Here is a 17,004-nt window from a genome sequence, read left to right as displayed (position 1 = left end):
CTCAGGCTCCCGTCGTGTCGTTGCCGCAGTCCACGAGGATCTTCATCACGTCGCCGCGCGCCTCCAGGGCCTCGAAAGCCGCGGGCGCCTCGGTGAGCGGTACGACCTTGCTGATCAGCCGTTCGGCGGGAACCGTGCCGTCCGCGACCAGTTTCACGGCTCGTTCGAAGTCGCAGCGGTCGTACAACCGGGCCCCGACGAGGGTGAGTTCGCGCCAGAAGAAGCGATGCAGATCCACCTCGCGAGGCCGGGGGTGGATCGCCACCAGACACAGCCGACCGCGTACGCCCAGCACCTCCACGGCCGTTTCGACACCGCTCGCCGCACCGGAGACCTCGAAGGCGACGTCCGCGCCCGAGGCTCCGGTCCACCGCCAGACCTGCTCGGGCACGTCCTCGGTGGCCGGGTTCCACACGGAAAGACCCAACTGCTCGGCCAACAGGCGCCGGTGGGCGCTCGGCTCCACCACGCGGACTTCGGCGCCGGCGGCCCGCGCGACCAGCGCGATGAGCACCCCGACCGGTCCGCCGCCGACCACGACGACCCGCTCGCCCTCCCGGACCCGGGCCCGGCCGACGTCGTGCACGGCCACGGCCGTGGGCTCCACGAGGGCGGCCCGGTCCAGGGCGAGGGATCCGGGCAGCCGGACGAGGGTGTCGGCGGGCACCGTCCAGCGCTGCTGCATCGCGCCGGGCGAGTCGATGCCGATGAAGTCGAGGTGCTGGCAGACGTGCCGGTGCCCGACGACGCATGCCGGGCAGGTGTTGTCCCAGCGCAGCGGCATCACGGTCACCGGGTCACCGGGCCGCCAGCCCTCCACGTCCGGCCCGACACGCACGATCCGGCCGGACATCTCGTGGCCGAGTACGGCGGGTGTGTCGACCCGGGCGTCCATGTCGCCGTGGAAGATGTGCAGGTCGGTGCCGCAGATGCCGACGTAGGCGGGGGCCAGTTCCACCTCGCCGGGGCCCGGGGAACGGGGCTCTGCGGGTGCCGTGTCGAGGGTGCGGGCGGACGTGTAGCGGACGGCGAGTGTCATCGCGGGGTCAGGGTCCCTTCAGCGCGGACGCCGATGGTCAGCAGCAGGTTGGCGTAGGTACGGATGTCGGCGGTGACGACCGCCAGCGCGAGGTCGGGGGAGCGGGCGGCGTCGTAGAACTCGAACCGGCCGAGCGCCTCCACCGGGAGAGGTGCCAGCCGGGACCGGTACTCGGCGATGGCCGCCGGCTCCGGTTCACCCTCGGGCGGCACCATCACCTGCGCCGACTCCACGGGAATCGCCCGCAGGAGGACGTCGAGCACACTCGTGACGTCCAGCAGGCCCGGCCTGAGGTTGAGGTGGACGGTTGTGGCCCGCTCGCCGGTGGCCGTACTGGCGGGGTAGTGGCCGTCGGCGAGCAGGACCCGGGAGCCGTGCCCGGCTCCGGCCAGCGCTTGGAGGATTCCGGGGTGCAGCAGTTCCGTCAGGAGCATGGTGTCTCCTCCTTCGCCGGGGCAGGCGTCAACTGGTAGAAGGCCGTCGCGGTGCCCGTGAGCACCGCGTCGATCTCTGTGCCGGAGCAGTCGCGCAGGAGTTCGTCCACGGCGGCCGCCCAGCGGTTCCAACCGCCGGCGAGCACGCAGACCGGCCAGTCGGAGCCGAACATGAGCCGCTCGGGGCCGAAGGCGGAGAGCAGGACGTCCCACACCGGGCGGATGTCGTCGACCGTCCACGTCTCGTGGTCGGCCTCGGTGACGAGTCCCGACATCTTGCAGCGGACCTGGGGGTGTCTGGCCAGCGTCCGCACCTGCCGGGCCCAGTCGGTCAGTTCCCGTCGTGCGACAGGCGGCTTGCCCGCGTGGTCCAGGACGAGGGACAGCTCCGGGAGCCTTTCCGCGAGCCGGATCGCCTGCGGGAACTGGTGGCTGCGGATCAGTACGTCGTATCCGAGTCCGCGCTGTCCGACCGCGCGTAACCCCCGCTCGACGTCCGGCCGCCCGAGCCAGTGCGGCTCGGACTCGTCCTGCACGAGGTGGCGTACCGCCCGCAGGTAGCGGCCTCCCGGGCCGGTCCGCAGGTCGTCGAGCACGTCGCCGATCGCGGAGGACGTCAGGTCCGCCCAGCCGACGACGGCGCCGATGAGCGGGTCGCTGTCGGCGAGGGCGAGGAGGTCGCGTGTCTCCGGGACGGACGGGACGCACTGGACGACCACCGTGCTCGTCAGCCGCCGTCCGGCGATCGGCCGGGTGGCGGCCGAGCGCAGGGCGTGCGAGCTGAAACTGCGCCGGATCGGCTCGTGTCCGGGTTCCTCCAGCCAGGGCTGCGGCCGGAGCGTCAGGTCCCACACATGGTGGTGGGCGTCGACGAGGGCTTTGGTGTCAGACACGGGTGCTCCAGACGGGGCCGTCGGGGTAGGCGTATTCCTTGAGGGACTCCGGATGCATCTGCGCGCCCAGCCCGGGAAGCTCCGGCGCCAGGTAGCGGCCGCCGGCGATGCGCACCGGGTCGACGAAGTGCTCGTGCAGATGGTCGACGTACTCGATGACCCGGTCCTCGACGGTGCCGGAGACCGCGACGTAGTCGAACATCGACAGGTGCTGCACCATCTCGCACAGACCCACACCGCCCGCGTGCGGGCACACCGGCACGCCGAACTTCGCGGCGAGCAGCAGGATCGCGATGTTCTCGTTGACCCCGCCGACCCGCGCGGAGTCGATCTGCACGATGTCCACCGCGCCGGCCTGGAGAAGCTGCTTGAAGACGACCCGGTTGGCGACGTGCTCGCCGGTGGCGACCTTGACGGGGCCGACGGCCTCGCGGACCGCCGCGTGGCCGAGGACGTCGTCCGGGGAGGTGGGTTCCTCGATCCAGTACGGCTGGTACGGCGCCAGGGCGCGTATCCAGTCGATGGCTTGACCGACGTCCCATCTCTGGTTGGCGTCGACGGCTATGCGGATGCCGTCGCCGACCGTCGCGCGGGCGGTGCGCATGCGGCGGACGTCGTCCTCCAGCGACGCGCCGACCTTCAGCTTGATCTGGGTGAAGCCGTCGGCGACGGCCTCGCGGGCCAGGCGGGCCAGTTTCTCGTCGGAGTAGCCGAGCCAGCCGGGGGTGGTGGTGTAGGCGGGGTAGCCGTGCTCCAGCAGGCGGGTGATCCGCTCCGCTCGGCCCGGTTCGGCACGGCGCAGGATGTCCAGGGCCTCCTCGGGAGTGAGGGCGTCGCTGAGCCAGCGAAAGTCGACCTGCCTCACCAGTTCCTCGGGTGTCATCTCGCCGAGGAAGCGCCAGACGGGCTTGCCCGCGCGCTTGGCCGCCAGGTCCCAGGCGGCATTGACCACAGCGCCCGTGGCCATGTGGATGGCGCCCTTCTCCGGTCCCAGCCAGCGCAGTTGGGGATCATGCACGAGGGAGCGGGAGAACGCTCCGAGGTCGGCGCAGACCTCCTGGACGGACCGGCCGACCACGTGCGGGGCCAGGGCCGCGATGGCGGCGGCCTGTACGTCGTTGCCGCGTCCGGTGGTGAAGGCCAGGGCGTGGCCCTCCAGTCCGTCGCCGGCGTCGGTGCGCAGGATCACGTAGGCGGCCGAGTAGTCGGGTTCGGGGTTCATCGCGTCCGACCCGTCCAGATGCTCGGAGGTCGGGAACCGCACGTCCAGGACGTCCAGGGCGGTGATACGGGCGGATGAGGGCGCAGCGGTGGACATGGCAGCAACTCCTGTGAGAGCAGGTGGGACACGGCCCCGCGACGGAACGGGGCGGCGAGCGGTGTTCGGCGGCGCCGGCCGCCCGGTTCACTCCTGGACCTTGCCGCCGGTGATACGCGAGATGGTCAGGGCGACCAGGATGATCAGGCCGTTGAGTGCGCCGATCCACTGCGCGGGGACACCCGCGAGGGTCAGCACGTTCTGGATCATGAACAGCAGGAGGATGCCGCTGAAGGCCCCGAACATGGTCCCCTTGCCGCCGTTGAGGCTGATCCCGCCGATGACGGCGGCGGCGAAGACCGTGAAGATGTAGCCGTTGCCCTGCGCCGAGGCGACGGATGCCAGGCGCCCGGACAGCAGGAGTCCGGCGAGGGCGGCGAGCAGGCTGCCGGTGACGATGACGATCCACAGCACCCGGTCGGTACGGATGCCGGCCGCCCTCGCCGCGTCGACGTTGCCGCCGATGGCGTACAGCGAGCGCCCGAAGCTGGTCCAGCCGAGCACCACGATGGCGACGGCGAACAGGGCCAGACAGATCCAGATCGACGCCGGCATCCCGAACCATTCGGCGGTGCCCAGATAGAGCATCGACGGCGGGAGCTGGAAGAAGGTCTGGCCGCCGGAGATGCCGGTGAGGACGCCGCGCAGCACGATCAGCATGCCCAGGGTGACGATGAAGCCGTTGAGACCGAAGCGGATGATCAGCAAGGCGTTGACGACGCCGACGAGCGCACCCACGGCGAGGGTGACGGGGACGGCCCAGGCGCCGGGCAGCAGTCCGAGTCCGTGCCCCGCGCCGGCGGGGACGACGAGCCAGGCGGCGACGCCGGGGGCGAGGCCCATGGTGGACTCCAGCGACAGGTCCATCTTCTTGACGATCAGGATCATCGTCTGGGCGAGGACCAGCAGGGCCATCTCGGACATGGTCTGCAGGACGTTGACGAGGTTGTCCGTCTGCAGGAAGACCGGGTTGACGATCTGGCCGACGATCGCGATGACCACGATGGCCGGGACGAGGGCCAGGTCACGCAGCCGGGCCACGGGTATCCGGCCGCCGAGCAGACCGCTGCGCCCGGCCTTCGGCCCCGTGGCGCCGGGGGTGGGGGAGTCCGCGAGGGCGGTCTCAGGCATGGAGGTCCACTCCTTCCATCGCGGCGACGAGGTCGTGGTCGTGCCAGCCGCGGGCGATCTCCGTGGTCACCCGGCCCTGGAACATCACCAGGACCCGGTCGCACATGCGCAGGTCGTCGAGTTCGTCGGAGGCGACGAGCACGCCGGTGCCGGTCTGCGCGGTCTCCTCGACCTTGCCGAGGAGGAACTCCTTGGAGCGCACGTCCACGCCCGCGGTCGGGTTGATGAGAACCAGCAGGCGGGGATCGTCGGCGAGGGCGCGGGCCATGACGACCTTCTGCTGGTTGCCTCCGGACAGCGAGGACACGGGCAGGCCGGGCCCAGGGGTCTTGATCGCCAGCTTCTCGATCATGGTCTCGGCCAGTCGGTCCCGGCGGCGGGCGCTGATGAAGCCGTTCCGGCCGAGCCTGCCGGGCACGGAGAGCGTGGCGTTGTCCGCGATGGACATGTCCGGTACGAAGCCCTGGTGGTGCCGGTCCTGCGGGACGAAGCCCGCGCCGGCGGCGAGGGCGGCGGGCACGCTGCCCGGCCGTGGCCGCCTGCCGGCGATCTCCACCGCGCCGCTGCCGGCGGCCCGCAGTCCCACGACGGTCTCGGCGACCTCGGTGCGCCCGCTGCCCGCAGCCCCCGCGAGTCCCACGATCTCCCCGGCCAGGACGCGAAAGGAGACGTCGCTGTAGGTCTCGCCGCTCAGGCCGAGGACGCTCAGCGCGGCCGCGGCCATGGAGTCGGCGGTGCTTGCCCGCTCTTCGCCCCGGTCGGCCGCCGCCTCGCCGGTCATGGCGGCGACGAGTTCGCTGCGGGGCAGCTCGGTGACCGGCGAGGTCAGGATGTGCCTGGCGTCGCGGAACACCGTCACCATGTCGCAGATGTCGTAGATCTCCTGAAGGTGATGGCTGATGAACAGGAAGGTGACGCCCTGGCGTTGCAGGTCGCGGATGCGGTCGAAGAGCCGGTTGATCGCGGCGCCGTCGAGCTGGGCGGTCGGCTCGTCGAGGATGATGAAGCGGGCCCCGAAGGACAGCGCGCGGGCGATCTCGACGAACTGCCGCTGTTCCACGCTGAGTTCGCTCGCGAGGGTCTGCGGGTCGACGTCCACGGACCAGGCCGAGAGCAGGTCCCGGGCGTGGCGGCGCAGACCCTGCCAGCTGATGAGCCGGTGACGGCCGCGGTCGTGCCGGTTCAGGAAGAGGTTCTCGGCGACGGTCAGCGTGGGGATGATCGTCGACTTCTGGTAGACACACGCCACGCGTCGCCGCCAGGCGTCGCGGTCCGTGAGCCGTGGTGCCGGGCTGCCGCCGAAGCTGACCGTTCCCTCGTCCGGTGCCTGCAGGCCGGTGAGGACGGACACCAGGGTCGACTTGCCGGCGCCGTTACGGCCGACGAGCGCATGTGTCTCGCCGGGCCTGATGGTGATCCGCGCGCCGCTCAGGGCGACCGTCGGACCGAATCGTTTGACAATACCCGTCGCCTCGACGACAGGCGGGTCGCAGGTGCGGCTAGCACGCTCCCCGTCGTTCATCTCAACCACCTTGTATGCGCCGCGAGTTGTCAGCCGAGGTTGTTGCCCCAAAGCGACTTGTCGCCGCTCTTCAAGCTGGGGACGCCGCCGTAGGTGCCGCCGTCGGCGGTGACGAGCGGGGCCGCGAGCTGGTCCTCGAGCAGCCCGTCGCGGACCTTGACGATGGTGCTGTCGTGGTCGGTCCTGCCGGGCTGGAACGTCTTTCCGTCGATCGCGGCCTTCAGGTAGTACAGGGCGTACTTGGCGTAGAGGTCGGCAGGCTGGGACACGGTGGCGTCGATGTGCCCGGCGGCGATGTCCTTCAGTTCCTCGGGGATGCCGTCGTTGGAGACCACGAACACGTGCTTCGGGTCCTTCGGGCCGACCAACAGGCCCTTCTGCTTGAGTACCTGGAGGGTGCCGGACAGGGCGAAGCTGGACTGCATGTAGACGCCCTTGACATCCGGGTTGGCGGTCAGGTCCGTCTGGAGCTTCTGCGCGGCGACGGCCCCGTCCCAGTTCGTGGCCTCGCCGAGCACCCTGATCCCCGGATAGTCCGCCTTCATGCACGCGTTGAACGCCTCGGTGCGGTCCCGCCCGTTGACGGAGGACAGGTCGCCCTGGAGCATGACGACCTTGCCCTTTCCGCCGAGCCTGGTGCCGAGGTACTTGCACGCCTTCTCGCCGTAGGCGCGGTTGTCGGCGCGGACGACCATGTAGACCTTGCCGGTGTCGGGGCGGGTGTCGACGGTGACGACCGGGATCTTCTTTGCCTCCAGCTGCGCCAGGGTCGGAGCGATGGCGGCTGTGTCCTGCGGGGCCATCGCGATGCCTTTGACCCCCTGGCTGATGAACGTCTGTGCGTCGGCGGTGAGTTTGGCGACGTCGTTCTGCGAGTTGGTGGTCTTGAGCGAGAGACCGAGCCGCTTGGCGGACTCGGGCGTGTACTTGATGTACGAATTCCAGAAGTCGGTGTCGGACCGCGGGTAGTCGACGCCGACCAGTGGCGCGCCGCCGGACGCGGTGCCGGAGCCGCTGTCGCACGCGGTGAGCAGCGCCAGGGCGGACACGGCCGAGGCGGCGGAGCAGAGGGCTGTTCTGAGTCTCATCGGTGATTCCTCGCGCTGGTCCCGGAGCAGGAGAGATGGGATGTATGTATAGGGCGGCCGCCGTGACGCTGTCCAGCCCTCGGGGGAATTTGCTGCAAGAGAGGCTCTCTTGGCCATGCATGGCGACGACTGGCTTGAATCCATCCCATCAATGATGCTGCAAGCCCGTTGACATCAGCGCGTCACATGGTCGAACTTCGTGCGTGGCGACCGGCGTTCCACAGCCGTGAGCGTCGTGCTCTTCCCTCTGTCCCCCCACTTCAGGGATGTCCTCATGTCGAGCTCGTTCAACAGACGCCGGTTCCTGGCCGGTGCCACAGGTGTCGCGGCGGCAGCCGTCGGGGGCGGTGCCCTCGGGGCGGGTGTCGCCCAGGCGGCGCCGAGCACGTACACCCCCGCATGGCCCTCGGTCGACCAGCACCCCGCCGCCCCAGAGTGGTTCCGGGACGCCAAGTTCGGCATCTACTTCCACTGGGGCGTCTTCAGCGTTCCCGCCTACGACAACGAGTGGTACCCGCGCAACATGTACATAGCCGGCAGCGCGGCCAACCAGCACCACATCGCGACCTACGGCGACCCCTCCGTGTGGCCGTACCACAACTTCATCGACGGGGCGAAGGACAAGGCCGGGAACACCGTGCAGTTCGCACCCAGGCTGAAGTCGGCGGGCGGGAACTTCGACCCCGACGCGTGGGCGCAGCTGTTCCTCGACGCGGGCGCGAGGTTCGCCGGACCGGTCGCCGAACACCACGACGGCTTCTCCATGTGGAACAGCCGGGCCAACGAGTGGAACTCCGTCGCCAAGGGCCCGAAGCTCGACCTGCTGCACCTGTTCGCGACGGCGATCCGGGCCAAGGGCCTGAAGCTGCTGGTCGCCATGCATCACGCGTACCACTTCAACGGCTTCTACGACCACGTGCCCGCGCAGACGGATCCGAGTCTGCAGAAGCTCTACGCGCAGCTGGGAACCACGAAGGAGAACCAGCTCTGGTACGACAAGCTCAAAGAGGTCGTCGACCAGGCCCAACCGGACATCGTCTGGCAGGACTTCAAACTCGACGCGGTCGACGAGACCCAGCGCCTGAACTTCCTCTCTTACTACTACAACCAGGCGGACGCCTGGGGCCGCGAGGTCGTCGCCACCTACAAGGACGGCTTCGACGCCGAGGGCGAGGTCTTCGACTACGAACGCGGCGGCCCGGCCGACATCACCACCCCGTACTGGCTCACCGACGACAGCATCTCCAGCTCGAGCTGGTGCTACACCCAGGGCATCGGCTACTACACCGTCCAGCAGATGCTGCACTCGTTCATCGACCGGGTCAGCAAGAACGGCAACATGCTGCTGAACATCGCGCCGATGGCCGACGGCACCATCCCCCAGGCGCAGAAGGACATCCTGCTCGGTATCGGCGACCACCTGAAGCGCTTCGGCGAGTCGGTGTACGCGACCCGTGCCTGGACGGCGTACGGCGAGGGCCCGACGAAAATGGGCGGCGGCGCCTTCACCACCCCGCACGCCGGCACGGCGCAGGACATCCGCTTCACCCGCAACAAGGCCGGCAACGTCCTGTACGCCACCGCGCTGGGCTGGCCCGGCAGCTCGCTGACGATCAAGACCCTCAGCTCGGACCGGATCAACCTGTCGTCGCTCACCTCGGTGAAGCTCCTCGGCTCCGCCGCCGGCACCTACATCGACCTGCCCACGCCGGCCCAGAACTCCTCGGGCCTCACGGTCTCCCTGCCGTCCTCCGCGCCGTACAGCGCCAACGCCTACGTCCTGAAGCTCGCCTTCTCCGGCACGATCCCGGGCCTGCGGCCGCTCGCCGGCGCCGTCGCCTTCAAGGACGTCAACTACACGGGCGACGCCGCCGTGCTCACCGTCGGCGACTACACCGCGGCCGACCTGACCGCGGCCGGACTGGGCGCGCGCACGCTCTCCTCCCTCCGGCCGGCCCCCGGTTACCAGGTGGTCGGCTACTCCGGAGACAACTTCACCGGCACCTCCTGGACCTTCACCGACGAAAACCCCGACCTGCGGGTCACCGGCAACAACGACCAGATCACCTCGCTGAGCGTCCAGTTCAACCCGGCGGCATATTTCCGGATCACCAACGCCACCGACGGACTCGCCCTGGACAGCGGTGGCGGCGTGGCTTCCGGGTCCGACCTCAAGCAGTGGACCTGGAACGGCAGTTCCAACCTGCAGTGGCAGGCGGTGGCGGTCGGAGGCGGCTACTACAAGCTGGTCAACCGCACGAACGGCATGGTCGCCGACGGCTGGGGCGCCACGGCCAACGGCTCCGCGGCCAGACAGGCCGCCTGGAACGGCGGCACCAACCAGCAGTGGGCGATCACCCACCGGGGCGACGGCTGCTATTCGATCGCCAACCGCACCACCGGCCTGGTCCTCGACGGCGGCGGCAATGTCGACTCGGGTTCCGTCACCAAGCAGTGGACGTACGGAAGCAGCACCAACCTGCTGTGGACCTTCACATCGCTCTGATCGCAGGTCCGGCATGACAAGTGGCTGCGGCGGTGCCATGGCGATCCGCTGCGCCGGGGCGGCGGACCGGACGTGGGTGGCCGGATCAGTGCCGGGTGAACTGGACCTGGGTCGGCTGCACCACGTTCGGCCGTAGCGCGATCCCGCTGATGGTCAGCTGCTCTCCATAGATATCCGTGAGCCTGATCGCGCTGCCGCATCCGCGGCCGTCGGCGGAAATGAAGTAGTTGTAGTCGGTGCGGGGCAGTTGCCGCCAGCCGTCGCCCGCGCGGACCTCCAGCCGCGCGACCGGATTGCGGTGGCCGATCGCCTGGATACCGCACCAGTAGGGGCTGGAGCCGCTCTTGTACCGGATGGAGATCGTGCCGGGGGTGCTGGGGCTCAGCAGGCTCCAGGTGATCGGTATCCGGCCGACTGCGAGCGGGGCGAGCTTGGCGAACGCCTGCTGGCTGAGGTCGAGTTGACCAGGTGCACAGGGAGCCGGGCATTCGTTGGTGATCCGGACCGTGATGGAGGCGCCGTCGGCCGCGCGGACGCGCACGTACGCGCCGCACGCCCGGGACGTCTCGTAGTCGGTGGTGTTCATCGCGGCGATCATGAGGTCGCTGCTCGGGCCGAACAGACAGGCGCCGTTTCCGTCGCCGGCCTCGTAGGCGGTGGCGACCCCTCGGTACGTGGCCCCGGGCCGGATTCGTCCCGTCGACGGTGCCGCGGTCGACGCCGTCCGCGGGGGCCGCGGGGTGGTTGTTGCCGACCGTCGTGCTGCCGCGGTGCTCGCACCGGCCGTCGGTGCCGAGGTGCTGTTCTTCTCGGGGGGTGCCGACGCGGTCGGGGTGTCCTTGTCGGTCGTGGCGCCGGCTCCTACCTGGGCGCTGGCGGCGGGTGTGGCCGCGGCAGTTGCCGCATCCACCTTGCGGTCGGGAAGCAGCCCCATGACCAGGTAGGCGAGGACGCCTGCGGCGGTCAGCCCCACCGTGGTGCCCAGCATCAGCCTCTGTCTGCGCCGGCGCTGCCGTGCGGCCTGCCTCGGTGTCTTCATGTCCGTCCCTTCGGAAGATCTAATCGATGGTGCACTGTTCCAGTGGCCGCCGGCAGCGAAAAGGTTGCCGCCCAGGCCGCCGGTCTCTCCCAACGCACGGGACGTTCACGTGTGGGCCGGCTGTCCCGGCGACCTCAGGCCAGGGGATCGAGGAAAGTCAGGAGGTCCATGGCAGCGAACCGCCGCCCTACCCTGGCCGACGTCGCCCGCGAGGTCGGCGTCAGCGCGAAGACGGTCTCCCGTGTCCTCAATGAGGACGGACCCGCCTCGGCGCACACCAGGGAACAGTTACTCGCCGCAGTGGCCAAGCTCGGCTTCCAGCCGAACCTCGTGGCCCGCAACATCCGCGTCGGTGGTCCCGACACCACCATCGGCCTGGTCAGCCCCCACCTCGCAAACCCCCCTTTCGGAGCCGCGGCCCGCGCCATCGAGGACACCGTCCGCGAACGCGGACTGACTCTGCTCATGAGGTCGTCCGCGGACGACCCCGACCGTGAAGGTGCCCCGACCGACAGGTTTCTGGCCCGGCGCGTCAGCATCCTGATGATCGTGCCGTCCGTCCGCGCCGACCACTTCCACCTCAAGAGCCACCGCGCAGCGGGACTGCCCGTTGGTGTTCCTCGACCGGCGGGGAGTCGGCCTGTCCACGGACAGCATCGTCAGCCCCAGCCGCGCGGGCGCCCATACCGTGGTGCTGCCGATGAGCCGCAACGCCGTAGTCACGGTCTCCCTGTTCACCTTCCTGTGGGCCTGGTCCGACTTCGTCTTCGCCAGCACCCTGGCCGGCGGCGGCGCCCACGAGCCGATCACCTTCGGCATCTACCACTACATCGGCAACAACAACCAGCAGTGGAACGCCATCATGGCGACCGCCGTCGTGGCCTCGCTGCCGACCGCCGTGATCCTCGTCCTCGCCCAGCGCTACGTCGCCGCCGGCGTGACCGCCGGCGCCGTCAAGGACTGAGTCCTTCCCTCCCGTCACGACCGCTCCGGCTGCATGCCGGCCGGCCGGTGCCCCCTGCCCGAGAAACGAGTGACGCTTCATGACGGCCGCCCCGTCCCGCCCAGCCTTCTCCGTCCACGACATTCCGTTCAGCACGTACGGATCCTGGTTCGACATCTCGCCCGTGGTGGCGGAGAAGACGTACGCCGAGGACCTCCACCTCGTCTCGCATCAGAACGGCATGCACGGCGTGCTGCGCCTGGTCCCGCTGGACCCGGCGACGGGCGAGCGGGCCGCGGCCCGCGTCGAGGCGACACCGGGCCTGCTCAGCTGGATCGGCGAGGGCGGGCGCATCGACCTCGCCTACGAGTCGCCGGACACCGTGCGGCTACGGGGGAGCGGCCTGGGCATCAGCGTCTTCGCCGCCGCGCAGGCCCTGACCCCGTTCAGCGGAACGTATTTCTTCCACGACCCGGCAACGAACGGGCACGTGTTCACGTCGTACGAGACCGGACGCCGTTACCGCGTCACCACGCTGTCCGGCACCCTCGCCGACCCGGTCGGAGCCCAGGCCCTGGGCAGCGGCGACCGCGGTCTCGCCATGACCGCTGCGGCGGACGGGACCTGGGAGATGGCGATCGAGGAACTCGACACCTCTCGTCCGCCCTACGCGTCCTCGGCGCCCTTCGACGAGATCGTGGAGGCCGCGAAGAGAGGCTTCAGGGACTTCCTCGACGCCGTGGCCCCCTGGCGCTCGTCCGCCACCCCGGCCGCCGAGCTTGCCGCCTACGTCGTCTGGTCGGCGACCGTACGACCGACCGGCCTGGTCACCCGGCCCGCCGTGCTGATGTCCAAGCACTGGATGGACAAGGTCTGGAGCTGGGACCACTGCTTCAACGCCCTCGCTCTGGCACCCGGTTGCCCCGAACTGGCCCTGGACCAGTTCGCCCTGCCCTTCGACCACCAGGACGACAGCGGCGCCCTGCCCGACTCGGTCACCCACTCCGAGGTGCTCTACAACTTCGTCAAGCCACCCATCCACGGCTGGGCCTTCGGCCACCTGCGACGCCGCCTGCCGACACCTCCCGGTGACTCCGAACTGACAGAGGTGTACGACCGGTTGGAGCGCTGGACCGACTTCTGGCTCACCGCACGACGGGCCCCCGGCGCCGACCTGGCCCACTATCAGCACGGAAACGACAGCGGCTGGGACAACGCCACCACCTTCGACCCCGAGCGGGTGGTCGTCACCGCCGACCTGGCCGCTTTCCTCGTCCTCCAACTGCGTGAACTCGCCGATTTGGCAGCCGAGTTGGGAAGGAGGGACGAGGCGTGCCGCTGGACGCGGGCGGCCGAGGAGACTCAGACGGCACTGCTGGAGCAGCTCTGGAGCGGGGACAGATTCGTCGCCCGAGGCGTCGCCGGCGGGGACACCTGGAGCAGCTCAAGCCTCCTCGACCTGATGCCCATCGTGCTGGGCGAGCACCTGCCCGGCGAGGTCGCCGGCGCGCTGGCCGACCACATCAAGGCCCATCTGACCCCGTACGGCCTCGCCACCGAACTGACCACCTCACCGCACTACGTCGCCGACGGCTACTGGCGCGGTCCGATCTGGGCCCCGGCCACGGTCCTCGTCGAGGACGGCCTGCGCCGTGCCGGCCACCACCGGCTGGCGGACGACATCAGTGCCCGCTTCCGTGCCCTGTGCGAGACCCACGGTTTCGCCGAGAACTTCGACGCCCTCACCGGCACGGGTCTGCGCGATCGCGCCTACACCTGGACCGCCAGCAGCTATCTCCTGCTGGCCGGAGCACACGCACACCGAGTCGGCCGCTGACCGGCTGCGTCCCCCAATAGACCCCGGGACCGTCCGGGCCCGCCACACTAACCGCGTGTCGTCGCGCTGCCCAGATGCCCCGCGCCCTCCACCAGATGACCGCGTCCTCCCAGGCACACCAGTCGGCCGTGGCCTTCTCCCGCACGGCGCCGTCGAAGAAAGGAATTTCACAGAATCCGGCAACCTCTGCTCCGTCGGCGGCCACTGAAGGGAGCACCATCGGTGCGACTTTTTCCGAACGGATGAGGAATGAAGGCACAGCAGCAGGGTCCACGGCACCGCAGACGCAGCCTCGGCCTGGTGATCGGTACGCCGCTGGCGTTGGTCTCGGCAGGCGTTCTGGCCTACGGCGCGGTCTTCGGGACCTTCGGCGACGATTCCCGGCCCCAGGCGTCCGCTGCGCCCCGGGTGCCCGACGACGCGACGGCGGCCGTGGCGGCGATGCAGCCGGGCTGGAACCTCGGCAACAGCCTGGACGCCGTCCCCGACGAGACCTCGTGGGACATGCCCCGCGTGACCAAGTCCCTGATGGACAAGATCCGCGCTCAGGGCTTCCACAGCGTCCGTATCCCGGTGACCTGGAGTGATCACCAGGGGGCGGCCCCGGACTACACGATCGACCCGGCGTACGTGAGCAGGGTCAGGCAGGTCGTCGACTGGGCCCTCGACGACGGCCTCTACGTCATGCCCGACGTTCATCACGACTCGTGGCAGTGGGTCAAGAAGATGTCCACCGAGCACGACCAGGTGCTGGCCCGTTACCGCGCGACATGGTCCCAGATCGCCAAGGCGTTGCCGTCGGCCATCCGCGGTGCGGCCCTCGAGCGCGGCCACCGGATTCCGGTGGCCGATCGCCTGGATGCCGCACCAGTAGGGGCTGGAGCCGGTCTTGTACCAGATGGAGATGGTGCTGGCCGTACCGGGGCTCAGCAGGCTCCAGGCGGCTCCGCAGTGGGGGTCACGCGGCAAGTCTGAGGAGGTCGTGGGCGATGGGCTGGCGGCGGCGAGTGGCGCATCCTCCAGGCGTGCTGACTGTCCGTCACTCAAGTCGGCAATGGGTCAGCATGGCTCGGAAAATACCAGTTCAGCGCACCCGACCTCGTGCCTTCAGCGGTACCGGCGGCAGCTCCGGCGCAGGCAACGGATCCCCGTCGTACCCCTTCACTTCCCCAAATCTCGACCGGTTCATCCAGTCCTCACGGGCCTGCTCGATCTCGTCCTGCGTGCGCCCCACAAAGTTCCACCACATGATCAGCTCTTCCGCGAACGGCTCGCCGCCCAGCAGCATGATTCCGGCGTCCGACTCGGCGCGCAGCGGGAGTTCGGAGCGTCCGCAGCCGAGGTAGAGCAGCGAACCAGGGAGCACCGGTACGCCGTCCACGTGGACCTCGCCGGACATGGCCAGCACGCCGTACTCGAAGTCGGGCTCCAGGGGCAGCCGTACGTCGGCGCCCCGGGTGAGGGCGACATCGGCGCCGATGATCGGGGTGTACGTCGTACCGGGCGAGGCGGAGCCGTCGAGGTCGCCGAGGATCACCGTGGCGGTCAGGCCGGGCGCGGTGACCGTGGGCAGGTCCGGGTGGTGCTCGAACCGCGGGTCGGTGTGGCGGTGTTCGTCGGGCAGCGCGACCCACAGCTGGGCGCCGTGCAGGAAGCGGGCGTGGGGGCGCGGGCTCTCCTCGGAGTGGCTGATCCCGCGGCCCGAGGTCATCAGGCCCAGCTGTCCGGGCCGGATCGTCTGCAGGCTGCCCGTCGAGTCGCGGTGCAGCACCTCGCCCTCGTGCAGCCAGCTGACCGTCTGCAGCCCGATGTGCGGATGCGGCGGGACCTGCATGCCGGGCTCGTCGGCGATGTCGTCCGGGCCGTAGTGGTCGACGAAGGCCCACGCGCCGATCATGCGACGGCCGAGGTTCGGCAGCAGCCGGCGCACCTCGGTCGACTCACCCAGCCTCACCTGACGGGGGCTCAGCAGTTCGCGGACGGGCTCGGCCACGACGAATCCGCGGCCGCCGCACACGCTGGGCACGGGCGCGCGGTCAAGGTTGCTCATGGCGGACAACTTAGCGGTGCGGGCGGCGTACCGGTGAGCGCGGCAACCCGCATTTTCCTTGGTTAAGTCAGTCAACTGACTTACATTCGGGGTGCGCAGAGCCAGTCGTCCCCTTGGAGGCCCGATCGTGTCCGAGCTGCTCCTCCGCCTCCGACGCGGACTGGGCGGCCACTTCGGCCGTGCTCGCGGCGGCCGTCGCCACGCCCGTGACGGGCCGGCTCGGTGACATGTACGGCAAGCGGCTGATGCTGCTGACCAGCCTGCTGATGCTGGTCGCTGGCTTGATGACGGCGGCGCTCAGCGACGGCCTCGGACCGGTGATCGTCGGCCGGGCGCTGCAGGGCCTGGCCCCGCTCGGCGACGCCCGGGTGACCCTGCTGGACGCCGCGGGCGACGTCGTCGCGACGACGACCACCGGCGACGACGGGGCGTACGCCTTCTCCGACCTGGACGGCGGCCCGTACACGTTCATCGTGGCCGGCTGTCCGTCCGCCCCGGGCCGCCGGGGTGACAGTCGCCGGAGCGGATGTCGAGAACCACGACGTCCAACTGGCACATCCGTCGGTCTTGTGGGGCTTGAGCTCGCTCACAACGACCAGCCCAGCACGCCCATGGCCGCCGACCGGCCGGGATACCGTGCTGCCACACGTTCAGGTCACGATAAGTCACCTGTGCACATACCGCCCTCTCACAGTCTCTCCGCTGCCGGAGTGGTGTTCTGCCGGCAGGGAGAGGATCCGCTGACAGTCGGGTGCGAGTGCGTCCGCTGACAGCGCAGGCCGCCACACCGGCACGATCGAAACCGCCCGCGCGGCAGGCGGCCCAGGCGCTCCTGCCGGCGCCGCGGAGCCAGATTCCGGCTCGGACGTGGAGGACTTCACCTCAACCGGGACCGGAGCGACAGCACCAGTCTCCCCTGGCCGCGGCGCGGACAGGACCTCGCCCACACATTGCCGGGCGATCAGCCACTTCTGCCAGTCCGCCTCCGCATCGGTGAGCTCGGCCAGCAGCCGATCTGCCTGCTCCCGCAGTCCCTCCACGCGCTCGCTCGCGGCCAGCTCCGCTCCTCCAGCAGGCCCACGACCGACGCCATCCCGGCACCTCCACCAGCGAGACAACCCGACGGCCGCAGCCTGCCTCGCCAACACCGACATCATGCCTGACCTGCGGAGACAAGCACATCAAGTTCGCTACGACATTGGCT

General features: G+C 69.8%; 12 protein-coding genes and 3 pseudogenes. 5 read left to right on the top strand and 10 right to left on the bottom strand.

Annotated features, from left to right (window positions below; translation table 11 throughout):
• Position 1 precedes the first annotated feature (1 nt).
• The 7 genes from ACWCQS_RS22325 to ACWCQS_RS22295 form a co-directional block, all read right to left on the bottom strand.
• Positions 2 to 1,039, bottom strand: a complete 1,038-nt coding sequence (locus ACWCQS_RS22325; RefSeq protein WP_451006044.1) for a zinc-dependent alcohol dehydrogenase — start codon at positions 1,037 to 1,039, stop codon at positions 2 to 4.
• On the bottom strand, positions 1,036 to 1,473 hold the full coding sequence (locus tag ACWCQS_RS22320; protein WP_451006043.1) for an RbsD/FucU family protein: 438 nt from the start codon (positions 1,471 to 1,473) through the stop codon (positions 1,036 to 1,038). Before ACWCQS_RS22320 ends, ACWCQS_RS22325 begins: the two co-directional genes overlap by 4 nt.
• Positions 1,464 to 2,366, bottom strand: coding sequence for an amidohydrolase family protein (locus tag ACWCQS_RS22315; RefSeq protein WP_451006042.1), 903 nt, complete (start codon positions 2,364 to 2,366; stop codon positions 1,464 to 1,466). The genes ACWCQS_RS22320 and ACWCQS_RS22315 overlap by 10 nt, the downstream gene beginning before the upstream one ends.
• Complete coding sequence (locus tag ACWCQS_RS22310) at positions 2,359 to 3,684, bottom strand: L-fuconate dehydratase (protein ID WP_451006041.1); 1,326 nt, start codon at positions 3,682 to 3,684, stop codon at positions 2,359 to 2,361. Before ACWCQS_RS22310 ends, ACWCQS_RS22315 begins: the two co-directional genes overlap by 8 nt.
• An 87-nt stretch (positions 3,685 to 3,771) precedes the next feature.
• Entirely contained in the window at positions 3,772 to 4,815 is a 1,044-nt protein-coding gene (locus tag ACWCQS_RS22305) for an ABC transporter permease (RefSeq protein WP_451006040.1), read from the bottom strand.
• Complete coding sequence (locus tag ACWCQS_RS22300) at positions 4,808 to 6,337, bottom strand: sugar ABC transporter ATP-binding protein (RefSeq protein WP_451006039.1); 1,530 nt, start codon at positions 6,335 to 6,337, stop codon at positions 4,808 to 4,810. The genes ACWCQS_RS22305 and ACWCQS_RS22300 overlap by 8 nt, the downstream gene beginning before the upstream one ends.
• Before the next feature lie 29 nt (positions 6,338 to 6,366).
• Positions 6,367 to 7,425 carry a sugar ABC transporter substrate-binding protein gene (locus ACWCQS_RS22295; RefSeq protein WP_451006038.1) on the bottom strand — a complete coding sequence of 353 codons (1,059 nt, stop codon included), beginning with the start codon at positions 7,423 to 7,425 and terminating at the stop codon, positions 6,367 to 6,369.
• Between the two features lie 274 nt (positions 7,426 to 7,699).
• Between ACWCQS_RS22295 and ACWCQS_RS22290 the strand changes: the two genes are divergently transcribed.
• Entirely contained in the window at positions 7,700 to 9,931 is a 2,232-nt protein-coding gene (locus ACWCQS_RS22290; RefSeq protein WP_451006037.1) for an alpha-L-fucosidase, read from the top strand.
• 85 nt (positions 9,932 to 10,016) lie between these two features.
• Here the strand turns inward: ACWCQS_RS22290 and ACWCQS_RS22285 are convergent, their stop codons facing one another.
• Entirely contained in the window at positions 10,017 to 10,970 is a 954-nt protein-coding gene (locus ACWCQS_RS22285; RefSeq protein ID WP_451006036.1) for an expansin EXLX1 family cellulose-binding protein, read from the bottom strand.
• 168 nt (positions 10,971 to 11,138) lie between these two features.
• On the opposite strand from ACWCQS_RS22285, the pseudogene ACWCQS_RS22280 reads away from it, so the two are divergent.
• The 3 genes and pseudogenes from ACWCQS_RS22280 to ACWCQS_RS22270 form a co-directional block, all read left to right on the top strand.
• Positions 11,139 to 11,934: pseudogene (locus tag ACWCQS_RS22280) on the top strand (LacI family DNA-binding transcriptional regulator).
• A gap of 79 nt (positions 11,935 to 12,013) precedes the next feature.
• A complete protein-coding gene (locus ACWCQS_RS22275) occupies positions 12,014 to 13,750 on the top strand; it encodes an amylo-alpha-1,6-glucosidase (RefSeq protein ID WP_451006035.1) in 1,737 nt (578 codons plus the stop codon).
• Between the two features lie 249 nt (positions 13,751 to 13,999).
• A pseudogene (locus ACWCQS_RS22270) lies at positions 14,000 to 14,485 on the top strand (glycoside hydrolase family 5 protein); the annotation flags it as partial.
• Positions 14,486 to 14,542: 57 nt separating this feature from the next.
• Here the strand turns inward: ACWCQS_RS22270 and ACWCQS_RS22265 are convergent.
• Positions 14,543 to 14,689: pseudogene (locus ACWCQS_RS22265) on the bottom strand (expansin EXLX1 family cellulose-binding protein); the annotation flags it as partial.
• Positions 14,690 to 14,834: 145 nt separating this feature from the next.
• Positions 14,835 to 15,800: a pirin family protein gene (locus ACWCQS_RS22260; RefSeq protein WP_451006034.1), complete on the bottom strand. Its 966-nt coding sequence runs from the start codon at positions 15,798 to 15,800 to the stop codon at positions 14,835 to 14,837.
• Positions 15,801 to 15,913: 113 nt separating this feature from the next.
• Here ACWCQS_RS22260 and ACWCQS_RS22255 point away from each other — a divergent pair, with 113 nt between their 5' ends.
• Positions 15,914 to 16,570, top strand: a complete 657-nt coding sequence (locus ACWCQS_RS22255; RefSeq protein WP_451006033.1) for an MFS transporter — start codon at positions 15,914 to 15,916, stop codon at positions 16,568 to 16,570.
• Positions 16,571 to 17,004 lie beyond the last annotated feature (434 nt).

The sequence above is a fragment of the Streptomyces sp. NPDC002076 genome (assembly GCF_053593835.1).
This window is presented reverse-complemented; position numbering and strand designations above follow the sequence as displayed.